This window comes from Lactiplantibacillus mudanjiangensis (assembly GCF_005405385.1).
Taxonomy (GTDB): Bacteria; Bacillota; Bacilli; order Lactobacillales; family Lactobacillaceae; genus Lactiplantibacillus; species Lactiplantibacillus mudanjiangensis.
On the sequence record NZ_BJDY01000004.1, the window covers coordinates 566,573 to 583,835 of the forward strand.

The following is a 17,263-nucleotide window of genomic DNA, read 5'->3' on the forward strand; positions in this document are numbered from 1 at the left end:
TTTCGGCAGGTGTTTTTGACTACATAAACCAATCACGCAAATGATCGGAAATGGTTTGATGGAATTTGTTGACCCAACTCGGATTAGCCGTTTTGATTTCATCATAAAGGCTCTCATTAATTTTCGTTAGAATAGTGGTAAATTGATCGAGTTCTTCATCGCTTAAAACTGTCAAAAAATCAGGAATCTTAGCTGACTCTTTGCTAGCCGTTTGCCGACCCAAATCAGTTAGACGAATGATGGTCACGCGGCGGTCAACGGTTGACTTTTCTTTAGTCACTAAGTGTTTTTTAACGAGTTTATTCACAAATTCGGCGGTCGATTGGGCCGTTAGATTGAGTCTAGTGGCCAACTCTTTTTGTGAAAGGCCATCGGTTTGTGATAGTGCTAATAAAATTTTGCCTTGGCCTTGAAAGATAGAGCGGTGATCATCATGTTCACGATGGGCAAGATCATCAGCGATATGGCGGACCATGCCAAACTCAATGAGCTTGCCGGCCGCGTTTTTTTGTTTAAGTAAATTTGGCATTTTTTTGTCCTCCTAGAGCCATTATACCGGCTTTGATTTAAAAATACAGTCAGGGGACCTGAATAAAGTTGTTGACAAATTAATCAGGGGACCTTATGATATTTTCATCAGGTAACCTGATTAATATTTAAAAAAGCAAAAGAGGACTTGGCAATGAGAAAGATGAATGCAATTGAAGTGAGCCATTTAACGAAACGGTTTGGTGATAAAGTCGCGGTTGATGACGTGTCGTTTACAGTCGGTACTGGTGAAGTATTCGGTTTGTTGGGTCCGAATGGTGCGGGGAAGACAACCACGCTACGAATGATCACAACATTATTGAAAATCGATCAAGGCAGTGTGACTATTTTTGGACATGATACTGCTAAAGAAGGGCGGTTAGCACGTTCAATGTTTGGGCTAACCGGTCAGTATGCATCGGTTGATGAGGATATTTCAGCCAGGGAAAACTTGATGATTTTCTCACGTTTGAATGGATTATCGCGTGCCGAATCGAAACAACGTACAACAGAATTGTTAACCGAGTTTTCATTAGTCGATTCAGCAGACAAAGCGTTGAAGGACTTTTCTGGTGGGATGCGACGCCGATTAGATTTAGCGGTGAGCTTGATTACCCGACCGGCATTGATTTTTTTAGATGAACCAACGACCGGGTTAGACCCACGAACTCGAACGCAAATGTGGGACACGATTCGTAAGTTGGTGGATCAAGGCTCGACGATTGTCTTAACCACGCAATACTTAGATGAAGCCGATGCTTTGGCCGATCGAATTGCGGTGATTGATCATGGACAGTTAGTTAAAATTGGGACACCTGCTGAATTGAAACAACAAGTTGGTGGGACGACATTGACGTTTACGGTTGATCAACCTAAGCAGGTAGCCACTGCGGTGAAATTAGTTACGACTCAGTTAAAAGCTGTGGTTCAACGTGCAGGCCAACAACTTAGCGTGACCCTAGATCAAGTTGCTCAATTAACGCCGGTATTAACGGCATTACAACAGGCTAAGGTAGCGATTAGTCATTTGACCGTTCAAGAACCATCTTTAGATGATGTCTTCATGGACTTAACTGTTGGCAAGAATTAAGAAAGTCGGAGGAAATTAATCATGGATGTACAAACGCATCGCGGTAACTTAATCATGAATACGGCCACCATGGCGTATCGTAACTTGTTGAAAACCTTGCATAATCCGGATCGCTTTATGGATGTGATCATCCAACCGGTGATGTTTATGTTATTGTTTGGGTATTTATTTGGTGGTGCCATTGCGGGTGGGGTGAGTGCTTATCTGCCAACGATCGTCCCGGGAATTTTAATTCAAACGATGCTGTCGGCGGCGTCTGGTTCGGGTTCACAAATTCGTGAAGATTTGGATTCAGGGGTCTTTGATCGTTTTAAATCATTACCGATGGCGCACATTGCACCGTTAGCGGGGCAACTATTTGCGGATGTGCTACGGTTGTTAGTTGCTGCGGTTGCCTCGTTAGCGACTGGTTATTTGATGGGATGGCACCCAGCAGCTGGGCTAGGTTGGGTGATCGTGAGCGCGGTATTAGCCATTTTTACTGGCTGGGCCTTATCCTGGATGTTTGCGTTACTTGGGTTATTGGCGAAGAGTGCCACGACGGTTCAAAGCTTTTCGATGATTTTAATGATGGGGTTGTCGTTCATGTCCAACGCCTTTATTCCAATTAAGACGTTGCCAAAGTTCATGCAAGTCATTGCAAATTTAAATCCAGTGACGTACGTGATTACGGCGATTCGACAGATCTTAGCAACGGGGAGCTTAACGCATGAAGCGTTGTTGGTCTTTGTCTTTGGGATTGGGATTGTGGTAGTTTTCGCGCCACTGACGGTCTGGGCTTATAACCGTAATTAGGTTAATAACAAGGTAAACGGCATCATTCCAGAAATATCGGAATGATGCCGTTTATAATTGGTTGTTTCAATTAGATGTATTGCTAGAAATTGTGGCGTTAATTTGAGCATCGCCACGTTTGATTTTTCTGATTAGCTGAGTATTAGTTGAAATTTTAATAGTTTCAACTAATGCATCGTAGTCTTTAATGGATAAAATGACCACATCGTTAGTGTCATCAGTTCTCACAAGCAGAGGAGTGGAATTATCGATAACGTCTTTTAAGTGTTTATCTAAATGTTTTTTTAAATCTATGACAGTAATTGTGTGCATCATTATCACCAGCCTTTAGTCAAAGTATAACTAACTACAGTCGGTACGCAATGTAAAGGCCTTGGTGATTGAAAAAGTAACTTGATCGGTGCAGTAGATTGCGAACACCAATCGATCTAGGACTCGTTATAATAACCGAGAGTGAGGTCACATCGAGCCCAGCCGTGGGGACTGTTAGCGATTTATCGCTTAGAGTCCAGCGCTTTTGAAACACGGGGCTGGTGGTTCAAAACGACGGTTCAGACCGCTTTTTGGCTGGACCGGTCTCCCCACAGCGTTCCGGCTCAATGTGGGCGAACGGTAGGTGGCAAAATCGCAGTTATTTTGTTTTTCGCTCAAAAAAACAGGCGTCTCATTGCAATTAAGCAACGAAACGTCTGTTTTAGTAGTCAATTCAATTATTCAGCTTTAGGTTCTTCAGCCGCAAGTACGATCTTGCCGTCTTCCAACTTGGCAACCATGTTCTTCACATCGCCGTGATCCAAGTAGAAGTCCGCAATCCGATCTTCAATCTGTTCTTGAATGACTCGACGAAGTGGGCGAGCCCCCATGAGTGGATTGTAACCGAGGTCAACGAGCTTTTCTTCAACTGGACCGGTGACATGGACGTGTAAGTCCTGGTTAGCCAACATTTGGTTGACATCGCCAATCATCAAGTCAACAATCTTCGTCAAGTTTTGCTTCGACAAAGCATTGAACTGGATAATGTCATCGAATCGGTTTAAGAATTCTGGCTTGAAGTATTCGGTTAACCGATCGGTAATATCATGCGTCTTACCTTGAGCAGCGGCCCCGAAACCAACATTGGCTTCGGCATCGCCGGTCCCAGCATTTGAGGTCATGATAATAATCGTATCTTTGAAGCTAACCGTCCGACCTTGTGAGTCAGTCAGGCGACCATCATCGAGGATTTGCAAGAACATATGCATCACATCAGGATGGGCCTTTTCGATTTCATCTAACAGCACAAGGCTGTATGGATGACGCCGAACTTGTTCAGTTAATTGACCAGCTTCTTCGTAGCCGACATAGCCAGGTGGTGACCCAATCAATTTAGCCACTGAATGGGGTTCCATGTATTCACTCATGTCAAAACGAATCATCGCTTCTTCTGAGCCGAAGAGTTGTTTAGCCAACTGCTTGGCCAATTCAGTCTTCCCAACCCCAGTTGGACCAACAAACATGAAGGACCCGATTGGCCGACCAGTACCGTTCAAGCCAATCCGATTACGACGAATCGCACGAGAAACAGCTTCGACAGCTTGATCTTGACCAATGACACTGCCTTCAAGATCGCTAGCTAAGGTCTTCATTTGTGCTTGTTCCTTAGCTTGAAGTTCACCAACTGGAATGCTGGTCTTTTCTTCGACGATTTGTTGCATGTCTTTGACCGTAACGGTGGCTTCATCGTTATCTTGAGCAGCGGCATCTTTATCAGGTTTCGCTTTTTCAAGTTTCGCGACTTGGTCACGATAGTAGGCAGCTTTTTCGTAATCTTCCTTCTTCAAGGCATCTTGTTTCTGCTTTTCAGCATCATCGATCTTGTCTTGAATGGTTTGTGGATCGACCGTCTTCAACGTTAAGTTTTTGCGTGAGCCCGCTTCATCTAACAAATCAATCGCTTTGTCAGGTAAGAAACGGTCTTGGATGTAACGGTTCGATAACTTAACCGCCGCGACAATCGCTTCAGCGTCATACTTAACGTGATGATAATCTTCATATTTCTTCTGAATCCCCTGTAAAATCTTGATGGATTCTTCAACGCTCGGTTCGTCAACCGTGACTGGTTGGAAACGACGGGCGAGGGCAGCATCTTTTTCAATGTCGCGATATTCGTTTAAAGTGGTTGCTCCAACTAATTGGAAATCACCACGAGCCAAGGCTGGTTTTAAGACGTTCCCAGCATCCATCCCGCCTTCAGCATTGCCGGCGCCCATGATTTCATGGATTTCGTCAATGAAGAGCACGATGTTTGGATTCGATTGAACTTCCTTCATTAACTGTTGCATCCGTTGTTCGAATTGACCACGAATACCCGTACCTTGGACGAGTGAGGCCACATCTAAACGAATAATTTCTTTATTTAATAGTTTTTGTGGAACTTGACCAGAAACGACCTTCTGAGCTAACCCTTCTACGACCGCAGTCTTACCAACACCAGCTTCACCGATGAGGACAGGATTATTCTTCGTCCGCCGGTTCAAAATCTCAATGACCCGGTTGATTTCGTTATCCCGACCAATGACGGGGTCGATCTTGCCTTGTTTGGCTTGATCCGTCAGGTTATAGCCGTATTGCCCAAGTAGGCCATCACCGCGATTGCCGCGGTTACCGCCATTATTGGGACCAGCTGGTTGGGTCGGTGGGGTTTGTTGCCGAGCAGCGTTGTCAGCATTGACACCGCCACCTTGCATTGCCCGGAAGATATCGTCAAGTCCGCCAAAACCGAATGGATCTTGTGCCATATCTGTACCTCCAACGCCATTATTTGGTTGCTGTTCCTGATTCTTTAGCAGTTGATAGCAATTTTGGCAAAGATTAATTTGCCGCCGCTGACCGTTGACGTTCGTATATAAATGAATCGTCGCTTCGTTCTTTTGGCAGTTGTCGCAAAGCATATTGCTGTCACACCTTTCATATCAGAAATATCACTAAATCGATTAAATAAATTTAGTTAAAGGTTCAAACGTCTTTGACCTTTGTTGACCTTTGACTATTAGTATAGCGATTTTTATCAGAGGTGCAAGTTAAAAGCCTCAGTTGATTTGATCGCCAAAATTGTGTTAATCAAAGTTAGTGATCGGTTAATAACTGATAGTTGTCATCGTTAGTCATCCGTTGTATATTAAATATCTGATCACGCGCCGACAAGAATCGGTAACCGTTAATGATTATTATAGGTCAAAATGGTGATTTTGCATGAGTTAGGCTTGCGATGATCAATCATTAATTTTTTGATAAAGGGGGCAACTGCTTGGCAACGGATTATACTGCTTTAATGGAAGCCCTACGCAATGGTGAACAGGACTCATTTTCGGTTGAGCCTAGTGAGTTCATGGCGTTTCACAATGCTTATATGCAATATGAGTATCGGAAACGGATCATTGGGGTGGCGGACTTAGATGGTCATGTGGTTTACCATTTTGATAAGGATGGTAAGGCTACCAATTAATCGTAATTGAATGAATGAAAGGGCTTGTATTTCAATTCGATAATTGCTATCATCAATACTAAGGGCTCTTGAGCAATCGTGTTGGCGGCAACTCGCTTGACTCGGAACCAACTAATTTACATCTTTGAAGGAGATCGAATAGTTATGGAAAAGAAAGAATTTCACGTAATCGCAGACACAGGTATCCACGCACGTCCCGCTACTTTATTGGTACAATCAGCAAGTAAGTTCAACTCAGAAATTACCTTGCAATACCAAGACAAGTCAGTTAACTTGAAGTCCATCATGGGGGTTATGTCTCTCGGTGTTGGTAAAGATGCTGATGTTACGATTTCTGCTGAAGGTGCAGACGAAGCTGATGCTATCGCTGCTTTAGCTGAAACGATGAAGAAAGAAGGATTATCTGAATAATGGCTGAAAAGGTACTCAAAGGAATCGCTGCCAGTGATGGTATCGCGATTGCTAAGGCCTATATGCTAGTTGATCCAGATTTATCATTCGAAAAGACGACCGTTACTGATGTGGAAGCTGAAGTTAAACGGTTGCATGATGCTTTTGACGCTTCTAAGGCAGAACTCCAAGTCATCAAAGACAAGGCAGTTGAAAACTTAGGCGCCGAAGAAGCTGAAGTTTTTGAAGCTCACATCACAATTCTATCTGATCCTGAAATGTTAGGACAAATTGAAGGTAAGATTAAGGATGATAAAGTCAACGCAGAAGAAGCCTTGAAGGAAGTCACAGATACTTTCATCTCAATGTTCGAAGCAATGACCGATAACGCCTACATGCAAGAACGTGCCGGCGATATTCGTGACGTTACGAAGCGGGTTTTAAGTCACTTGTTAGGGGTAACCTTACCAAGTCCCGCTTTGATTGATTCCGAAGTTATCGTGGTAGCCCACGATTTAACCCCTAGTGATACGGCCCAATTGGATCGTAAATACGTTAAAGGGTTCATCACCGATATCGGTGGTCGGACGAGTCATTCAGCCATCATGTCACGGACCCTTGAAATCCCAGCCGTTGTTGGTTCTGAAACCGCAACGACCGATCTCAAGGAAGGAACCACGTTAATTCTTGACGGGATTAATGGGGCCGCCTTAATCGATCCAACTGATGCTGAAGTCAGTGACTATCAACAACAAGCTAAAGATTTCGCCGATCAAAAGGCCGAATGGGAAAAGCTTAAGAACGAAGCCACCGTTTCTAAAGACGGCAAGCACTTCGAATTAGCTTCAAACATTGGGACTCCTGATGATATGGATGGCGTGTTGGAAGCTGGTTCTGAAGCCATTGGGTTGTTCCGTTCAGAATTCTTGTACATGAACAGTCCAGAATTACCTGATGAAGATACCCAATTCGAAGCCTACAAAAAGGTTGTCGAAGGCATGAACGGCAAACCCGTGATTGTCCGGACCATGGATATCGGTGGCGACAAGCATTTACCATACTTGCCATTACCTGATGAAATGAACCCATTCTTGGGTTACCGGGCGGTACGGATTTCATTAGACCGTGACGACATCTTCCGGACACAACTCCGGGCGTTATTACGGGCTTCCCATTATGGTCAATTACGGATTATGTTCCCAATGATTGCCACTTTGGATGAATTCCGCCAAGCTAAGGCTATCTTCGAAGAAGAAAAAGCCAAATTAGTTGCTGACGGAACGCCAGTTGCTGATGACATTAAACTTGGGATCATGATTGAAATTCCAGCCGCTGCTATTTTAGCTGACCAATTCGCTAAGGAAGTTGACTTCTTTAGTATTGGGACTAACGACTTGATTCAATATTCATTCGCTGCCGATCGTGGTAACGAACGGGTCTCATACTTGTATCAACCATACAACCCATCGTTGTTACGTTTGATCAAGCACGTTATCGACGCTGCCCATGCTAATGGCCGCATTGCGGGCATGTGTGGTGAAGTTGCCGGTGACCAAATCGCCGTACCATTATTGATGGGCTTAGGCTTAGATGAATTCTCAATGAGTTCAACTTCTGTCTTAAAGACTCGTTCATTAATGAAGACGATTGACACGACTGAGATGGCTAAGTTAGCTGACCGCGCCCTCAACGAATGTGTCACTAATGAAGAAGTTAAAGAATTAGTTGAAAAGAACGTTTTCGGTAAATAATCGAAACAAACGCTTCGATTATTAGCAGATAGTCCTTAAAGCCGCTTGGTTTTAAGGGCTATTTTTTAGCGCTAAAACGCTGGGATTTTCAGGGAACTCTTAATTTATCTTAAGAATATTTGCAAGTCGGATAGCTAACCAATATAATTGTTATAATTAATTATTGAACCTGGACGAAAGTGCTCGATTAACGGGACGGTTAGTTAGTTGAAGCAAAGGTGGTCATCGATTCATATTGGGATGACCAGAAATAAAGGGAGAATCTACGTGAATATCGGGATATTTACAGATACATACTACCCACAGGTGAGTGGGGTGGCAACGTCAATTAAGGTGCTGCGCAATCAACTCGAGCGGGCTGGTCATCAGGTCTATATTTTCACGACCACCGATCCCCATGTTGATAAGAATATTTATGAACGGAACATTTTTCGATTCACAAGTATTCCGTTTGTGTCCTTTTCTGATCGTCGAATTGCCGTACGGGGATTGTTTAAAGCGTATCAAGTCGCCAAAGACTTGGGTCTAGATATCGTGCATACCCAGACGGAGTTTTCAATGGGGGTTATTGGCAAGTTTGTGGCTAAACAATTAAAGATCCCATGCATCCATACGTATCACACGATGTATGAAGACTACTTGCATTATATTGCGAACGGTAAGCTGCTCAAACCTTATCATGTAAAAGAGGCCACGCGTGCTTATTGTTACCATTTGAATGGCGTTGTAGCGCCTAGTCAACGAGTGTCCAAGACATTAACCGGCTATGGGGTCAAAGCCCCAATTCGAATCATTCCAACGGGGATTGATATTAATCAGTATGAGCAAGAGTCAGAAGTGGATTATCGCCAAAAATTAGGCTATGCGCCCGAGACACCAGTGTTATTATCGTTGAGTCGACTAGCCTATGAGAAGAATATTCATGAAGTCATTGCAGCCTTGCCGGCAATCTTGGAACAAGTCCCAACGGCCCAATTGTTAATCGTTGGCGATGGACCAGCCCGTGAAACCTTGGAAAACCAAGTCAAGGATGCCGGTTTAACGGCACATGTGCAATTTGCTGGTGAAATTGATAATGATGAAGTCTATAATTATTATCATTTAGCTGATTTGTTTGTGTCGGCATCGAATTCTGAGTCACAAGGATTGACGTATATTGAAGCGATGGCGGCTGGTTTGAAGATGGTTGTGGCGACGAGTCCATACACGGATCAACTTTTAGATGATCCGTCACTTGGCACGACATTTAAGAGTCAAGAAGGGTTAGTGCATGATGCGTCGAGTTATTTAAATCATCCACATGCTTTTGATGATCCTAAGCCACGGCAAAAGAAACTCTATCAGATTTCGGCCGAATATTTTGGCAAGCAAATCATTAATTACTATCAAGATGTTCAGCTGAATTATTCAGAAACAAAGTCAGCGAACATCAGCAACTAAGGGGACGAATTATGCTAAACATTACCATGTTTTCGAAAGCTGACTCGGTCAAGGGTCAGGGTGTCGGTAGCGCTTATCAAGAATTGATGCGATTGCTTCAGACACATTGGCAAGCTGAATTTAACATTAAGATCAATCGGTATGGCCGGTCAACGATTTCGCACTACCATACGGTTAATCCAATGTTCTATTTATCAACCTTCATGCCGAATCGCGGTCGTAGGATTGGTTATGTGCATTTTTTGCCAGAGACACTAGAAGGTAGCTTGAAATTACCAAAACCATTTCAAGCAATCTTTAATCGTTACTTGATTTCATTTTATAAACGGATGGATCATATTGTGGTGGTTAACCCGACGTTCATTCCGAAGCTTGAGGCGTATGGGATTAGTCGTGGTGACGTGACCTATATTCCTAACTTTGTTAGTAAACGGGAATTTTACCCGATGACGGAAACAAAACAACAAAAGTTGCGGCAACAGTATGGGTTTGATCAAGACAAGTTCATGATTTTGGGAACCGGGCAGATTCAAGGCCGCAAAGGGGTTCCTGATTTTATTACGTTAGCACGTCGTAATCCAGATATTCAGTTTGTCTGGGCGGGCGGCTTTTCGTTTGGTCGGATTACCGATGGCTATGAAGACTTGAAAAAGGTCGTCGACAACCCGCCAGCCAACTTGGCTTTTCCTGGGATTGTAGACCGTGAAAAGTTGGTTGACTACTATAATATGGCGGACTTATTCTTGTTGCCGTCTTATAATGAGTTATTCCCAATGTCGGTGCTAGAAGCGTTCAGTTGTGGCACACCGGTCTTATTACGTGATCTAGATTTATACCGGGCGATTATTGACGGTTATTATGAATCAGCAGCTGATGTTGATGATATGCAACACAAAATTGACCAGTTACGAGCTAATCCAGCTGGCATGCAATTTTTGCATGACCAAGCGATTTTAGCCTCGAAAGACTATTCAGAAGAACGGTTAGCCAAAATCTGGTATGATTTCTATACGCAACAAGCAAAAGAGGGGTAGCCATGACGAGAAAAAACATATGGTCATTATTGATCATGGTGTTATTAGGGGTCGGCATTTCGTGGTATTCACTCCGCGACGTGAAACTAAGCAGTCTCATGGCGGATATCGTCACGTTAAATTGGTGGTGGCTATTGGTCGCATTGGGCTGTATTGCGCTGTATTTTGGCCTGGAAGCCGTTGTTGTTCGGAAGTTTGTTCGACACCGGTATCGGAAGTATTCGTTTCTAAGCGCCTTACGAGTACCACTAGCGGAACAGTTATTTAATGGGATTACCCCATTTTCTTCTGGGGGTCAACCAGCTCAAATTTTTGTGATGGCACAATCAGGTATTGATGCTGGCCGGGCAAGTTCGGTGGCCTTGATGAAGTTTGTCGTGTTTCAGGCCATGGTCGTCTTAAACTTCTTATTTGCCATGTTGATTGGTTTTCATTACTTGGCCGCTAAGTTAAGTTACCTATCGTTGTATGTTTTCTTCGGTTTCCTGATTCACTTTGCGGTGATCGTTGGGTTGCTGCTGGTGATGTATTGGTATAACTTTACCAAAAAGGCCGTTAAAGTTGTGTTGATTCCAGTTGGTTGGTTTATGAAGGCTGAACGTTTCGCACAATTAGAAGCAAATATTAGCATTAAAATCGATTCATTTTACGAAGAGAGTCTACGGATGACTAAAGATTGGCGAATGCTGTTGGAGGTCTGTATCGTGACCTTTTTCCAATTGTTATTTTACTATTTAATTCCGTACTTTATTATGCGGGCAATGGGGTATCATGGGATCAATATCATCATGGTGACTAGTTTAAATGTGTTGATCTTCTTGGTAACCTCGCTATTTCCAATTCCAGGTGGTGCTGGTGGAGCTGAATTTGGTTTTACGGCATTGTTTGCCAAATTTATTCCTAGTCACAGCAAGCTTATTTTGGCAATGCTGATTTGGCGGATCTTGACGTATTATCTGGGTTTGTTCTTAGGCATGTTTGCCATGGCGATGCGGCCACAGAAAGCCGAAGAAATTCCAATTGTGACACCGGAAGAATCAGTTGATGAAGTTGAATAAAGAAGCGCTAGCGCAAAGCCAGCGCTTTTTGCGATTAAAGAGGAGTTAGGTTAATGTTGAAATGGAGAACGCCAATGGTTGTTCGTTGGCTGAGTTTGATCGTTGTTTTATGGAGTGGCTTGGTTATGGGGACTACGACTGGTCAAGCGAAAACCAGCAAAGCTAATCAAGTTAAAGCAGCTTATATTATGGATGCTAAAAGTGGTCAAGCCGTGTATGCCCAAAATGCGGACGAGGCCTTACCGATTGCGTCATTGAGCAAGTTAATGACGTTGTATTTAGTGGAAGAAGCCATTGATCATGGTCAAATTAAGTGGACCGATATTGTCCCAATTCAGTCTAATGTCCAAAAGATGGCGACTAGTAGCACGTTGTCGACGATGCCAATGCCTAAGAAAACCAAGTTTACGGTACGCGAATTACTTGCGGCCACACTAGTTGGATCTTCGAATAGTAGTGCGATTGCCTTGGGTGAATATGTGGCTGGTAGCAATCCGAAGTTTATTGCTAAGATGAATGCGCAGGCTAACCAATGGGGGATTGAGGCTCATTTTGTCAGCGCCTCGGGCTTAGATAATACTGATTTAACGACGTATGACCTTAATTTAAAAGGTACCAGTGCGACGGCTCAAAATTTAGTGTCGGCTAAGGCCATCACGACTGTCGCTCAACACTTGGTTAATAAGTATCCGTCAGTTTTGAAAGTGTCGAATCAACGCTCAGTCAAGATTCATGGGTATAAGGTCCCAACCTCAGTCTTGGTTTTAAAAGGGGAGAGCTATTATGATGCGCGCGTTCCGGTTGATGGGCTAAAGACAGGGTATACGGATCAAGCGGGTGGTTGTTTGGTTGCGACCTTTACTTTGCATGGTCGTCGGATGATCGCCACCACTTTGGGCTCAAAATGGAAGTTTACGGCGAATAATAATTTGCGGTTACAGTTAAAACAACAAGGTCGCTATCAACAAGTCGCACCAACGACAATCCAATACGACGTGCCAGGGACACAAACGACGTTGCGTTTGGTTGCGCAAGGTCATACGAATGCGTGGACCTATACCGATCAAACAGTGACGACAACCAAACAGGTCGTTATTAAGGTGTTAAAGAGCCGGCCAAATTATTTGGCAGCACGAACGCCGGTCATGCAACTGAAATTAACTAATGCTAGTGCCGGGACGACCACAACCATCACCTATGTCACGCCGACGGCAACGGTGATTGGCGGGCCGATGCAGTTAGCCACTAAACCTATCGTGAAGCAATCGTTACCGCTAAATGCGGCTTTTGCCTTTGCAAATTAAAAAGCAACTTACCTTAATCACAATTGATTAGGGTAAGTTGCTTTTTTAGTGGATCAAAGTTAAGCCGTTTTGTTAGCGGGATCTTGCATGTAAGCAGTTAGTCGATCCATCGCTTTTTGTAATTTTTCCATGCTAGCAGCATAACTTAGCCGAACGTAGCCTTCGCCTTGTTCACCAAAACCAGTTCCTGGAATAATAGCAAGGTGGTTTTTAGTTGCTAAGTCTTTGCAGAAGGCCATTGAGTCTTGTTGGAACCCGGCTGGAATTTTAGCAAAGATATAGAAAGCCCCAGTTGGCCGAGCAATCTTAAAGCCAAGGTCATCCATCGTTCGATAAACAAAATCACGCCGTTTTTGATATTCGACACGCATTGGGATGGCGTCATCAATCCCATTAGTCAATGCTTCGATGCCGGCTTTTTGAGCGATAGTCGTCGCCGCTGTGACGTAGTATTGATGAACTTTCTTCATTTGGGCGGTCATTTCTTTCGAAGCGAAGAGAAACCCAATTCGCCAACCAGTCATCGCGTGTGACTTAGATAAGCCGCTAATTAAGATTGTTTCATCAGGAATAAACTTCGCCATTGAAACATGGGTGCTCCCATAAGTGAGTTCACTATAAACTTCATCGGAAACGACCCAGAGGTGATGCTTTTCGAAGCAAGCAGCTAAGGCTTTGATTTCGTCTTCCACATAGGTAACCCCAGTTGGATTGTTCGGATAGTTCATAATAATGCCCTTGAAGTGTTCATCGGGATGGGCAGCAATGAAGTCATCGACCATTTGTGGCGTGATGACGAAGTCGTTAACACCGGTATCCATGAATAATGGTTTTGCCCGTGCTTCTTGAATGATTGGAATATAAGCAGGGAAGATTGGTGATGGCACTATAATGGCATCACCTGGGTTACAGATGGTCGTTAAGGCGGTGGCGATGGCTTCGGTGGCGCCGACAGTAACTAAGACTTGGTCTTCAGCATCGTAGTGGAGGCCATATTTCTTAGCCTGGAAGTTAGCGGCAGCTTGGCGAAGCTCTAACAAGCCGGCCATCCCAGTGTAATGAGAGAAATTATCATCAATGGCTTGTTTAGCCGCTGTCTTAACGTGTTCAGGCGTGTTGAAGTCCGGTTCACCCAAAGTTAATTTAACCATATCGGGAATAGCACTAACGGATTCATCAAATTGACGAATCGTTGAAACTTGGATCTGAGCAATCGTATCATTAAGATCGTCTCTAAATAACGTCATCGGAAGGACTCCTTTGAATTTTTATAAGTTAGATTAATTTTATCACAACTTGGTAGGGACAAACGGTTGGATTGGGTTATAATTAAAAAGGCGATTTTTGGTCTTGAAGTGAGCTTTATCACTAAAAAGGGTGCTATATCAGGCAATTTTTGCTAGAATGAAAACAAAACCTAAGGAGCGAGATTATAATCATGGAAAAATCTGAATTAACTGCAATTCTCAAACGTTTAGAAGCAATGCGTAACACGGAAGCTACCGAAGTTCAATCACGGCGGTTTGAAAAGGAAGGCGTTGAACGCGGTGAAGTTGCCTATGATCCTGCAACGTCAACCTACACCTTACAAGAATTCAACCCAGATCAAACGTTTGAATTTGATAACATCGACTTAGTTGCGATTGAACTATATGACTTGTTAGCAGATAACTAGCATTTCCGCCAATTAGATATTTTATAGACTGATCCATATTATGCGTTGAATATTGAAGAATTGTTGAAGAAACCTTCAATTAATTGCGAACGAGCACTCAACCGTTATAATATGGATTTGTTAATAGTAATGACGGAGGAATTATGATGTCCAAATTTATCAAAAACACGGTTGGTAAGGTTAATACAACCTTAGGCTTTTTCACGCTAACCGTGGTCTTATTTTGGCTAAAGACGTATATTGCGTATAAAACGGAGTTTACGCTGGGGGTTAAAGGTGCTGTTCAGCAGTTCATCTTGGTTTTAAATCCATTTCCAACGGCCATCATCTTGTTGGGGATTGCGCTATACTTCCGAGGCCGGTTAAAGTATTGGATGATCATGATCATCGATGCTTTACAAACGACTTGGCTATTTGCCAATATTTTGTATTATCGTGAATTTTCAGATTTTATGTCAGCTGGGGTCATCAAGAGTTCTGGGGCTGCCAGTAATAATTTAGGGACGAGTTTAGGACAAATTATCCATGCGACTGACTTTTTAGTCTATGCTGACGTGGTTTTACTTATCTTACTCTTGGTCTTTAAAGTCATTCGGATTGATCCACGACCGTTTAAACTCCGATATGCCGCAACCATTACGATGATTGGGGTCGCCTTGTTTGCGGTTGACTTAGGGATGTCCGAGCATGATCGCTCTGACTTGTTGACTCGGACCTTTGATAATAACTATATTGTGAAGTACTTAGGGTTAAACACCTATGCTGGCTATAGTTTTTATCAGACTGAAAAGGAAAGTGCGACTCGCGCCAAAGCAAGTAGTAGCGACTTGAAGAGTGTCTTAGCCTATTTGAAGAAGAATAAGGCCGATACTAATATTAAGTATTATGGTAAAGCTAAGGGCAAGAATGTCTTTATCATTCATTTGGAAAGTTTCCAGCAATTTTTAATTGATTATAAGGTTAAAGGCAAAGCTGTAACACCTAACTTAAATAAGTTCTATCATAATAAGAGCACTTTGAGTTTTGATAACTTCTACAATCAAGTTGCACAAGGGAAGACTTCCGATGCTGAAATGATGCTCGAAAATTCTTTGTTTGGATTGCCTACGGGGTCAGCAATGACACAATATGGGACGTCTAATACGTTCCAAGCAGCACCAGCAATTTTAAGTCAGACTGAAGGCTATACTACTGCGGCGTTCCATGGGGACGTGGCTAGTTTCTGGAACCGGGATAATGCGTATAAATCTTGGGGATATAATTACTTCTTCTATTCTTCTTACTATAAGGAGAAGTCTAGTTATAATATCGGTTATGGGTTGAAAGACAAGATCTTCTTCAAGGATAGCGTTAAGTATTTAGAACAATTACCACAACCGTTCTATGCGAAGCTGATTACCTTGACGAACCATTATCCATATACCTTGGATAAACAAAACCAGAGTATCGATAAAACCACTACGGGAGACTCGACAGTTGATGGTTACGTTCAAACGGCACACTATTTGGACCAAGCTTTTGCTGAATTCGTGACTTATTTGAAGAAGGCAGGCTTATACAATAATAGTATGATCGTCTTGTATGGGGACCACTATGGGATCTCGAATAACCATCGTTCGGCGATTGCCCAACTATTAGGGAAGAAGTCAGTCACAAACTTTGATTTGGCCCAATTCCAAAAGGTACCATTCATGATTCATATGAAGGGACTTAAAGGTGGGATTAATCATACCTATGGTGGTGAAATCGATGTCTTGCCAACGTTATTGGATCTACTAGGCGTGAAGAACGACTATATTCAGTTCGGGAATGACCTACTGTCGAAAGATCGCAATCAGACCGTGGCCTTTAGAAACGGGAACTTTGTCTCGCCGACCTATACGAAGATTGGGAGTACAGTCTACAATAGTAAGACTGGCAAAGTCATCGAGAATATGACGGCGGCCCAGAAGAAGACGGTCAAGCAGATGCAAAATCATGTGACGACTGAACTCTCATTATCTGACCGAGTGATTGAAGGGGACTTACTCCGTTTCTATACGCCGAAGGGCTTTAAGAAAGTCGATAAGTCGAAGTACAGTTACAAGGTTTCAACCAGTTTGAAGTCATTAGAAGAGTTACAGAAGGAAAATAAGACAAGTGTCTTGTCGAAGCATAAGGGCAAGTCAACGGTTGATCTGTATAAAACTGATGCACCGGAACTGTCGAGCTCCAGCAGCAGTGCTGATAGTAGCTCTAGTTCTAGTAAATAATAAGCATATCTATGGAAGGTTGTCGCTAATGCGATGACCTTTTTTGTTGGATTATAGGTTAAGTTGAGATTTTTGAAATTAATTCATAAAAGTCCTTGACCTGCATACTAATCCTTGGTAAGATATTACTTGTCGCTGCGAGAGGTGCTGTGAAACAGCCAAGCCGTGGCGGTTATCGACATTATTAAGAATTAAAGCCAGTTGCATAATTATTCAATTTCTTTTAAAAAAGAGTTGACAGTTTGAAACTGATTTGTTATTCTTATTAAGTTGCGTTGAGCGCTTCTGAAACAAAACGCTTCATTAATTAGTTGAAAAAAGTTGTTGACAGATAATTGTCGTCATGATAAACTGATTAAGTTGTGTTGAGGTAATCAACTAACGGATTTAGATCTTTGAAAACTGAACAAAGTTTCGACAAATCAAATGTGTAGGGTCTGCTAACTTAGGTTAGCACAACAA

The 17,263-nt window shown here is 42.9% G+C and carries 15 protein-coding genes; 11 read left to right on the forward strand and 4 right to left on the reverse strand.

Annotated elements, in window-relative coordinates:
- Positions 1 to 19: 19 nt before the first annotated feature.
- On the reverse strand, positions 20 to 529 hold the full coding sequence (locus FFM84_RS10990) for a MarR family winged helix-turn-helix transcriptional regulator (protein ID WP_130845299.1): 510 nt from the start codon (positions 527 to 529) through the stop codon (positions 20 to 22).
- Between the two features lie 153 nt (positions 530 to 682).
- Here FFM84_RS10990 and FFM84_RS10995 point away from each other — a divergent pair, with 153 nt between their 5' ends.
- Both FFM84_RS10995 and FFM84_RS11000 read left to right on the forward strand, forming a co-directional pair.
- Positions 683 to 1,618: an ATP-binding cassette domain-containing protein gene (locus FFM84_RS10995; protein ID WP_130845300.1), complete on the forward strand. Its 936-nt coding sequence runs from the start codon at positions 683 to 685 to the stop codon at positions 1,616 to 1,618.
- Between the two features lie 21 nt (positions 1,619 to 1,639).
- Positions 1,640 to 2,413, forward strand: coding sequence for an ABC transporter permease (locus FFM84_RS11000; protein ID WP_130845301.1), 774 nt, complete (start codon positions 1,640 to 1,642; stop codon positions 2,411 to 2,413).
- Between the two features lie 66 nt (positions 2,414 to 2,479).
- Here FFM84_RS11000 and FFM84_RS11005 read toward each other — a convergent pair whose 3' ends face one another.
- Entirely contained in the window at positions 2,480 to 2,725 is a 246-nt protein-coding gene (locus FFM84_RS11005; protein ID WP_165444240.1) for a type II toxin-antitoxin system Phd/YefM family antitoxin, read from the reverse strand.
- Between the two features lie 398 nt (positions 2,726 to 3,123).
- Positions 3,124 to 5,343 carry an ATP-dependent Clp protease ATP-binding subunit gene (locus tag FFM84_RS11010; RefSeq protein WP_130845303.1) on the reverse strand — a complete coding sequence of 740 codons (2,220 nt, stop codon included), beginning with the start codon at positions 5,341 to 5,343 and terminating at the stop codon, positions 3,124 to 3,126.
- 356 nt (positions 5,344 to 5,699) lie between these two features.
- Between FFM84_RS11010 and ykzS the strand changes: the two genes are divergently transcribed.
- The 7 genes from ykzS to FFM84_RS11045 all read left to right on the forward strand — a co-directional run bounded on the left by ykzS (position 5,700) and on the right by FFM84_RS11045 (position 12,874).
- A complete protein-coding gene (gene ykzS, locus FFM84_RS11015; protein WP_130845304.1) occupies positions 5,700 to 5,897 on the forward strand; it encodes a protein YkzS in 198 nt (65 codons plus the stop codon).
- Between the two features lie 144 nt (positions 5,898 to 6,041).
- Entirely contained in the window at positions 6,042 to 6,308 is a 267-nt protein-coding gene (locus FFM84_RS11020; RefSeq protein WP_057705283.1) for a phosphocarrier protein HPr, read from the forward strand.
- Positions 6,308 to 8,038 (forward strand): phosphoenolpyruvate--protein phosphotransferase, encoded by a 1,731-nt coding sequence (gene ptsP / locus FFM84_RS11025; protein WP_130845305.1) that lies wholly within the window; start codon positions 6,308 to 6,310, stop codon positions 8,036 to 8,038. The genes FFM84_RS11020 and ptsP overlap by 1 nt, the downstream gene beginning before the upstream one ends.
- 267 nt (positions 8,039 to 8,305) lie before the next feature.
- On the forward strand, positions 8,306 to 9,478 hold the full coding sequence (locus tag FFM84_RS11030) for a glycosyltransferase family 4 protein (RefSeq protein ID WP_130845332.1): 1,173 nt from the start codon (positions 8,306 to 8,308) through the stop codon (positions 9,476 to 9,478).
- Between the two features lie 11 nt (positions 9,479 to 9,489).
- A complete protein-coding gene (locus FFM84_RS11035; protein ID WP_130845306.1) occupies positions 9,490 to 10,512 on the forward strand; it encodes a glycosyltransferase family 4 protein in 1,023 nt (340 codons plus the stop codon).
- Positions 10,513 to 10,514: 2 nt separating this feature from the next.
- Positions 10,515 to 11,570, forward strand: a complete 1,056-nt coding sequence (locus FFM84_RS11040; protein WP_130845307.1) for a lysylphosphatidylglycerol synthase transmembrane domain-containing protein — start codon at positions 10,515 to 10,517, stop codon at positions 11,568 to 11,570.
- A 53-nt stretch (positions 11,571 to 11,623) separates the two neighbouring features.
- Entirely contained in the window at positions 11,624 to 12,874 is a 1,251-nt protein-coding gene (locus tag FFM84_RS11045) for a D-alanyl-D-alanine carboxypeptidase family protein (RefSeq protein ID WP_130845308.1), read from the forward strand.
- 59 nt (positions 12,875 to 12,933) lie between these two features.
- Here FFM84_RS11045 and FFM84_RS11050 read toward each other — a convergent pair whose 3' ends face one another.
- Positions 12,934 to 14,121, reverse strand: coding sequence for a pyridoxal phosphate-dependent aminotransferase (locus tag FFM84_RS11050; RefSeq protein WP_130845309.1), 1,188 nt, complete (start codon positions 14,119 to 14,121; stop codon positions 12,934 to 12,936).
- Between the two features lie 191 nt (positions 14,122 to 14,312).
- On the opposite strand from FFM84_RS11050, the gene FFM84_RS11055 reads away from it, so the two are divergent.
- Both FFM84_RS11055 and FFM84_RS11060 read left to right on the forward strand, forming a co-directional pair.
- A complete protein-coding gene (locus FFM84_RS11055; RefSeq protein WP_130845310.1) occupies positions 14,313 to 14,549 on the forward strand; it encodes a YkuJ family protein in 237 nt (78 codons plus the stop codon).
- Positions 14,550 to 14,695: 146 nt separating this feature from the next.
- The gene (locus tag FFM84_RS11060) at positions 14,696 to 16,801 is read left to right on the forward strand and encodes an LTA synthase family protein (protein WP_130845311.1); all 2,106 of its coding nucleotides are present in this window, start codon (positions 14,696 to 14,698) and stop codon (positions 16,799 to 16,801) included.
- Positions 16,802 to 17,263: the final 462 nt, after the last annotated feature.

Coding starts and splice junctions, on each gene's coding strand:
- FFM84_RS10995 (WP_130845300.1), top strand. CDS start 683: ATGAGAAAGATGAATGCAATTGAAGTGAGCCATTTAACGAAACGGTTT.
- FFM84_RS10990 (WP_130845299.1), bottom strand. CDS start 529: ATGCCAAATTTACTTAAACAAAAAAACGCGGCCGGCAAGCTCATTGAG.
- FFM84_RS11045 (WP_130845308.1), top strand. CDS start 11,624: ATGTTGAAATGGAGAACGCCAATGGTTGTTCGTTGGCTGAGTTTGATC.
- FFM84_RS11055 (WP_130845310.1), top strand. CDS start 14,313: ATGGAAAAATCTGAATTAACTGCAATTCTCAAACGTTTAGAAGCAATG.
- FFM84_RS11050 (WP_130845309.1), bottom strand. CDS start 14,121: ATGACGTTATTTAGAGACGATCTTAATGATACGATTGCTCAGATCCAA.
- FFM84_RS11010 (WP_130845303.1), bottom strand. CDS start 5,343: ATGCTTTGCGACAACTGCCAAAAGAACGAAGCGACGATTCATTTATAT.
- FFM84_RS11020 (WP_057705283.1), top strand. CDS start 6,042: ATGGAAAAGAAAGAATTTCACGTAATCGCAGACACAGGTATCCACGCA.
- FFM84_RS11035 (WP_130845306.1), top strand. CDS start 9,490: ATGCTAAACATTACCATGTTTTCGAAAGCTGACTCGGTCAAGGGTCAG.
- FFM84_RS11040 (WP_130845307.1), top strand. CDS start 10,515: ATGACGAGAAAAAACATATGGTCATTATTGATCATGGTGTTATTAGGG.
- ptsP (WP_130845305.1), top strand. CDS start 6,308: ATGGCTGAAAAGGTACTCAAAGGAATCGCTGCCAGTGATGGTATCGCG.
- FFM84_RS11000 (WP_130845301.1), top strand. CDS start 1,640: ATGGATGTACAAACGCATCGCGGTAACTTAATCATGAATACGGCCACC.
- FFM84_RS11060 (WP_130845311.1), top strand. CDS start 14,696: ATGTCCAAATTTATCAAAAACACGGTTGGTAAGGTTAATACAACCTTA.
- FFM84_RS11005 (WP_165444240.1), bottom strand. CDS start 2,725: ATGCACACAATTACTGTCATAGATTTAAAAAAACATTTAGATAAACAC.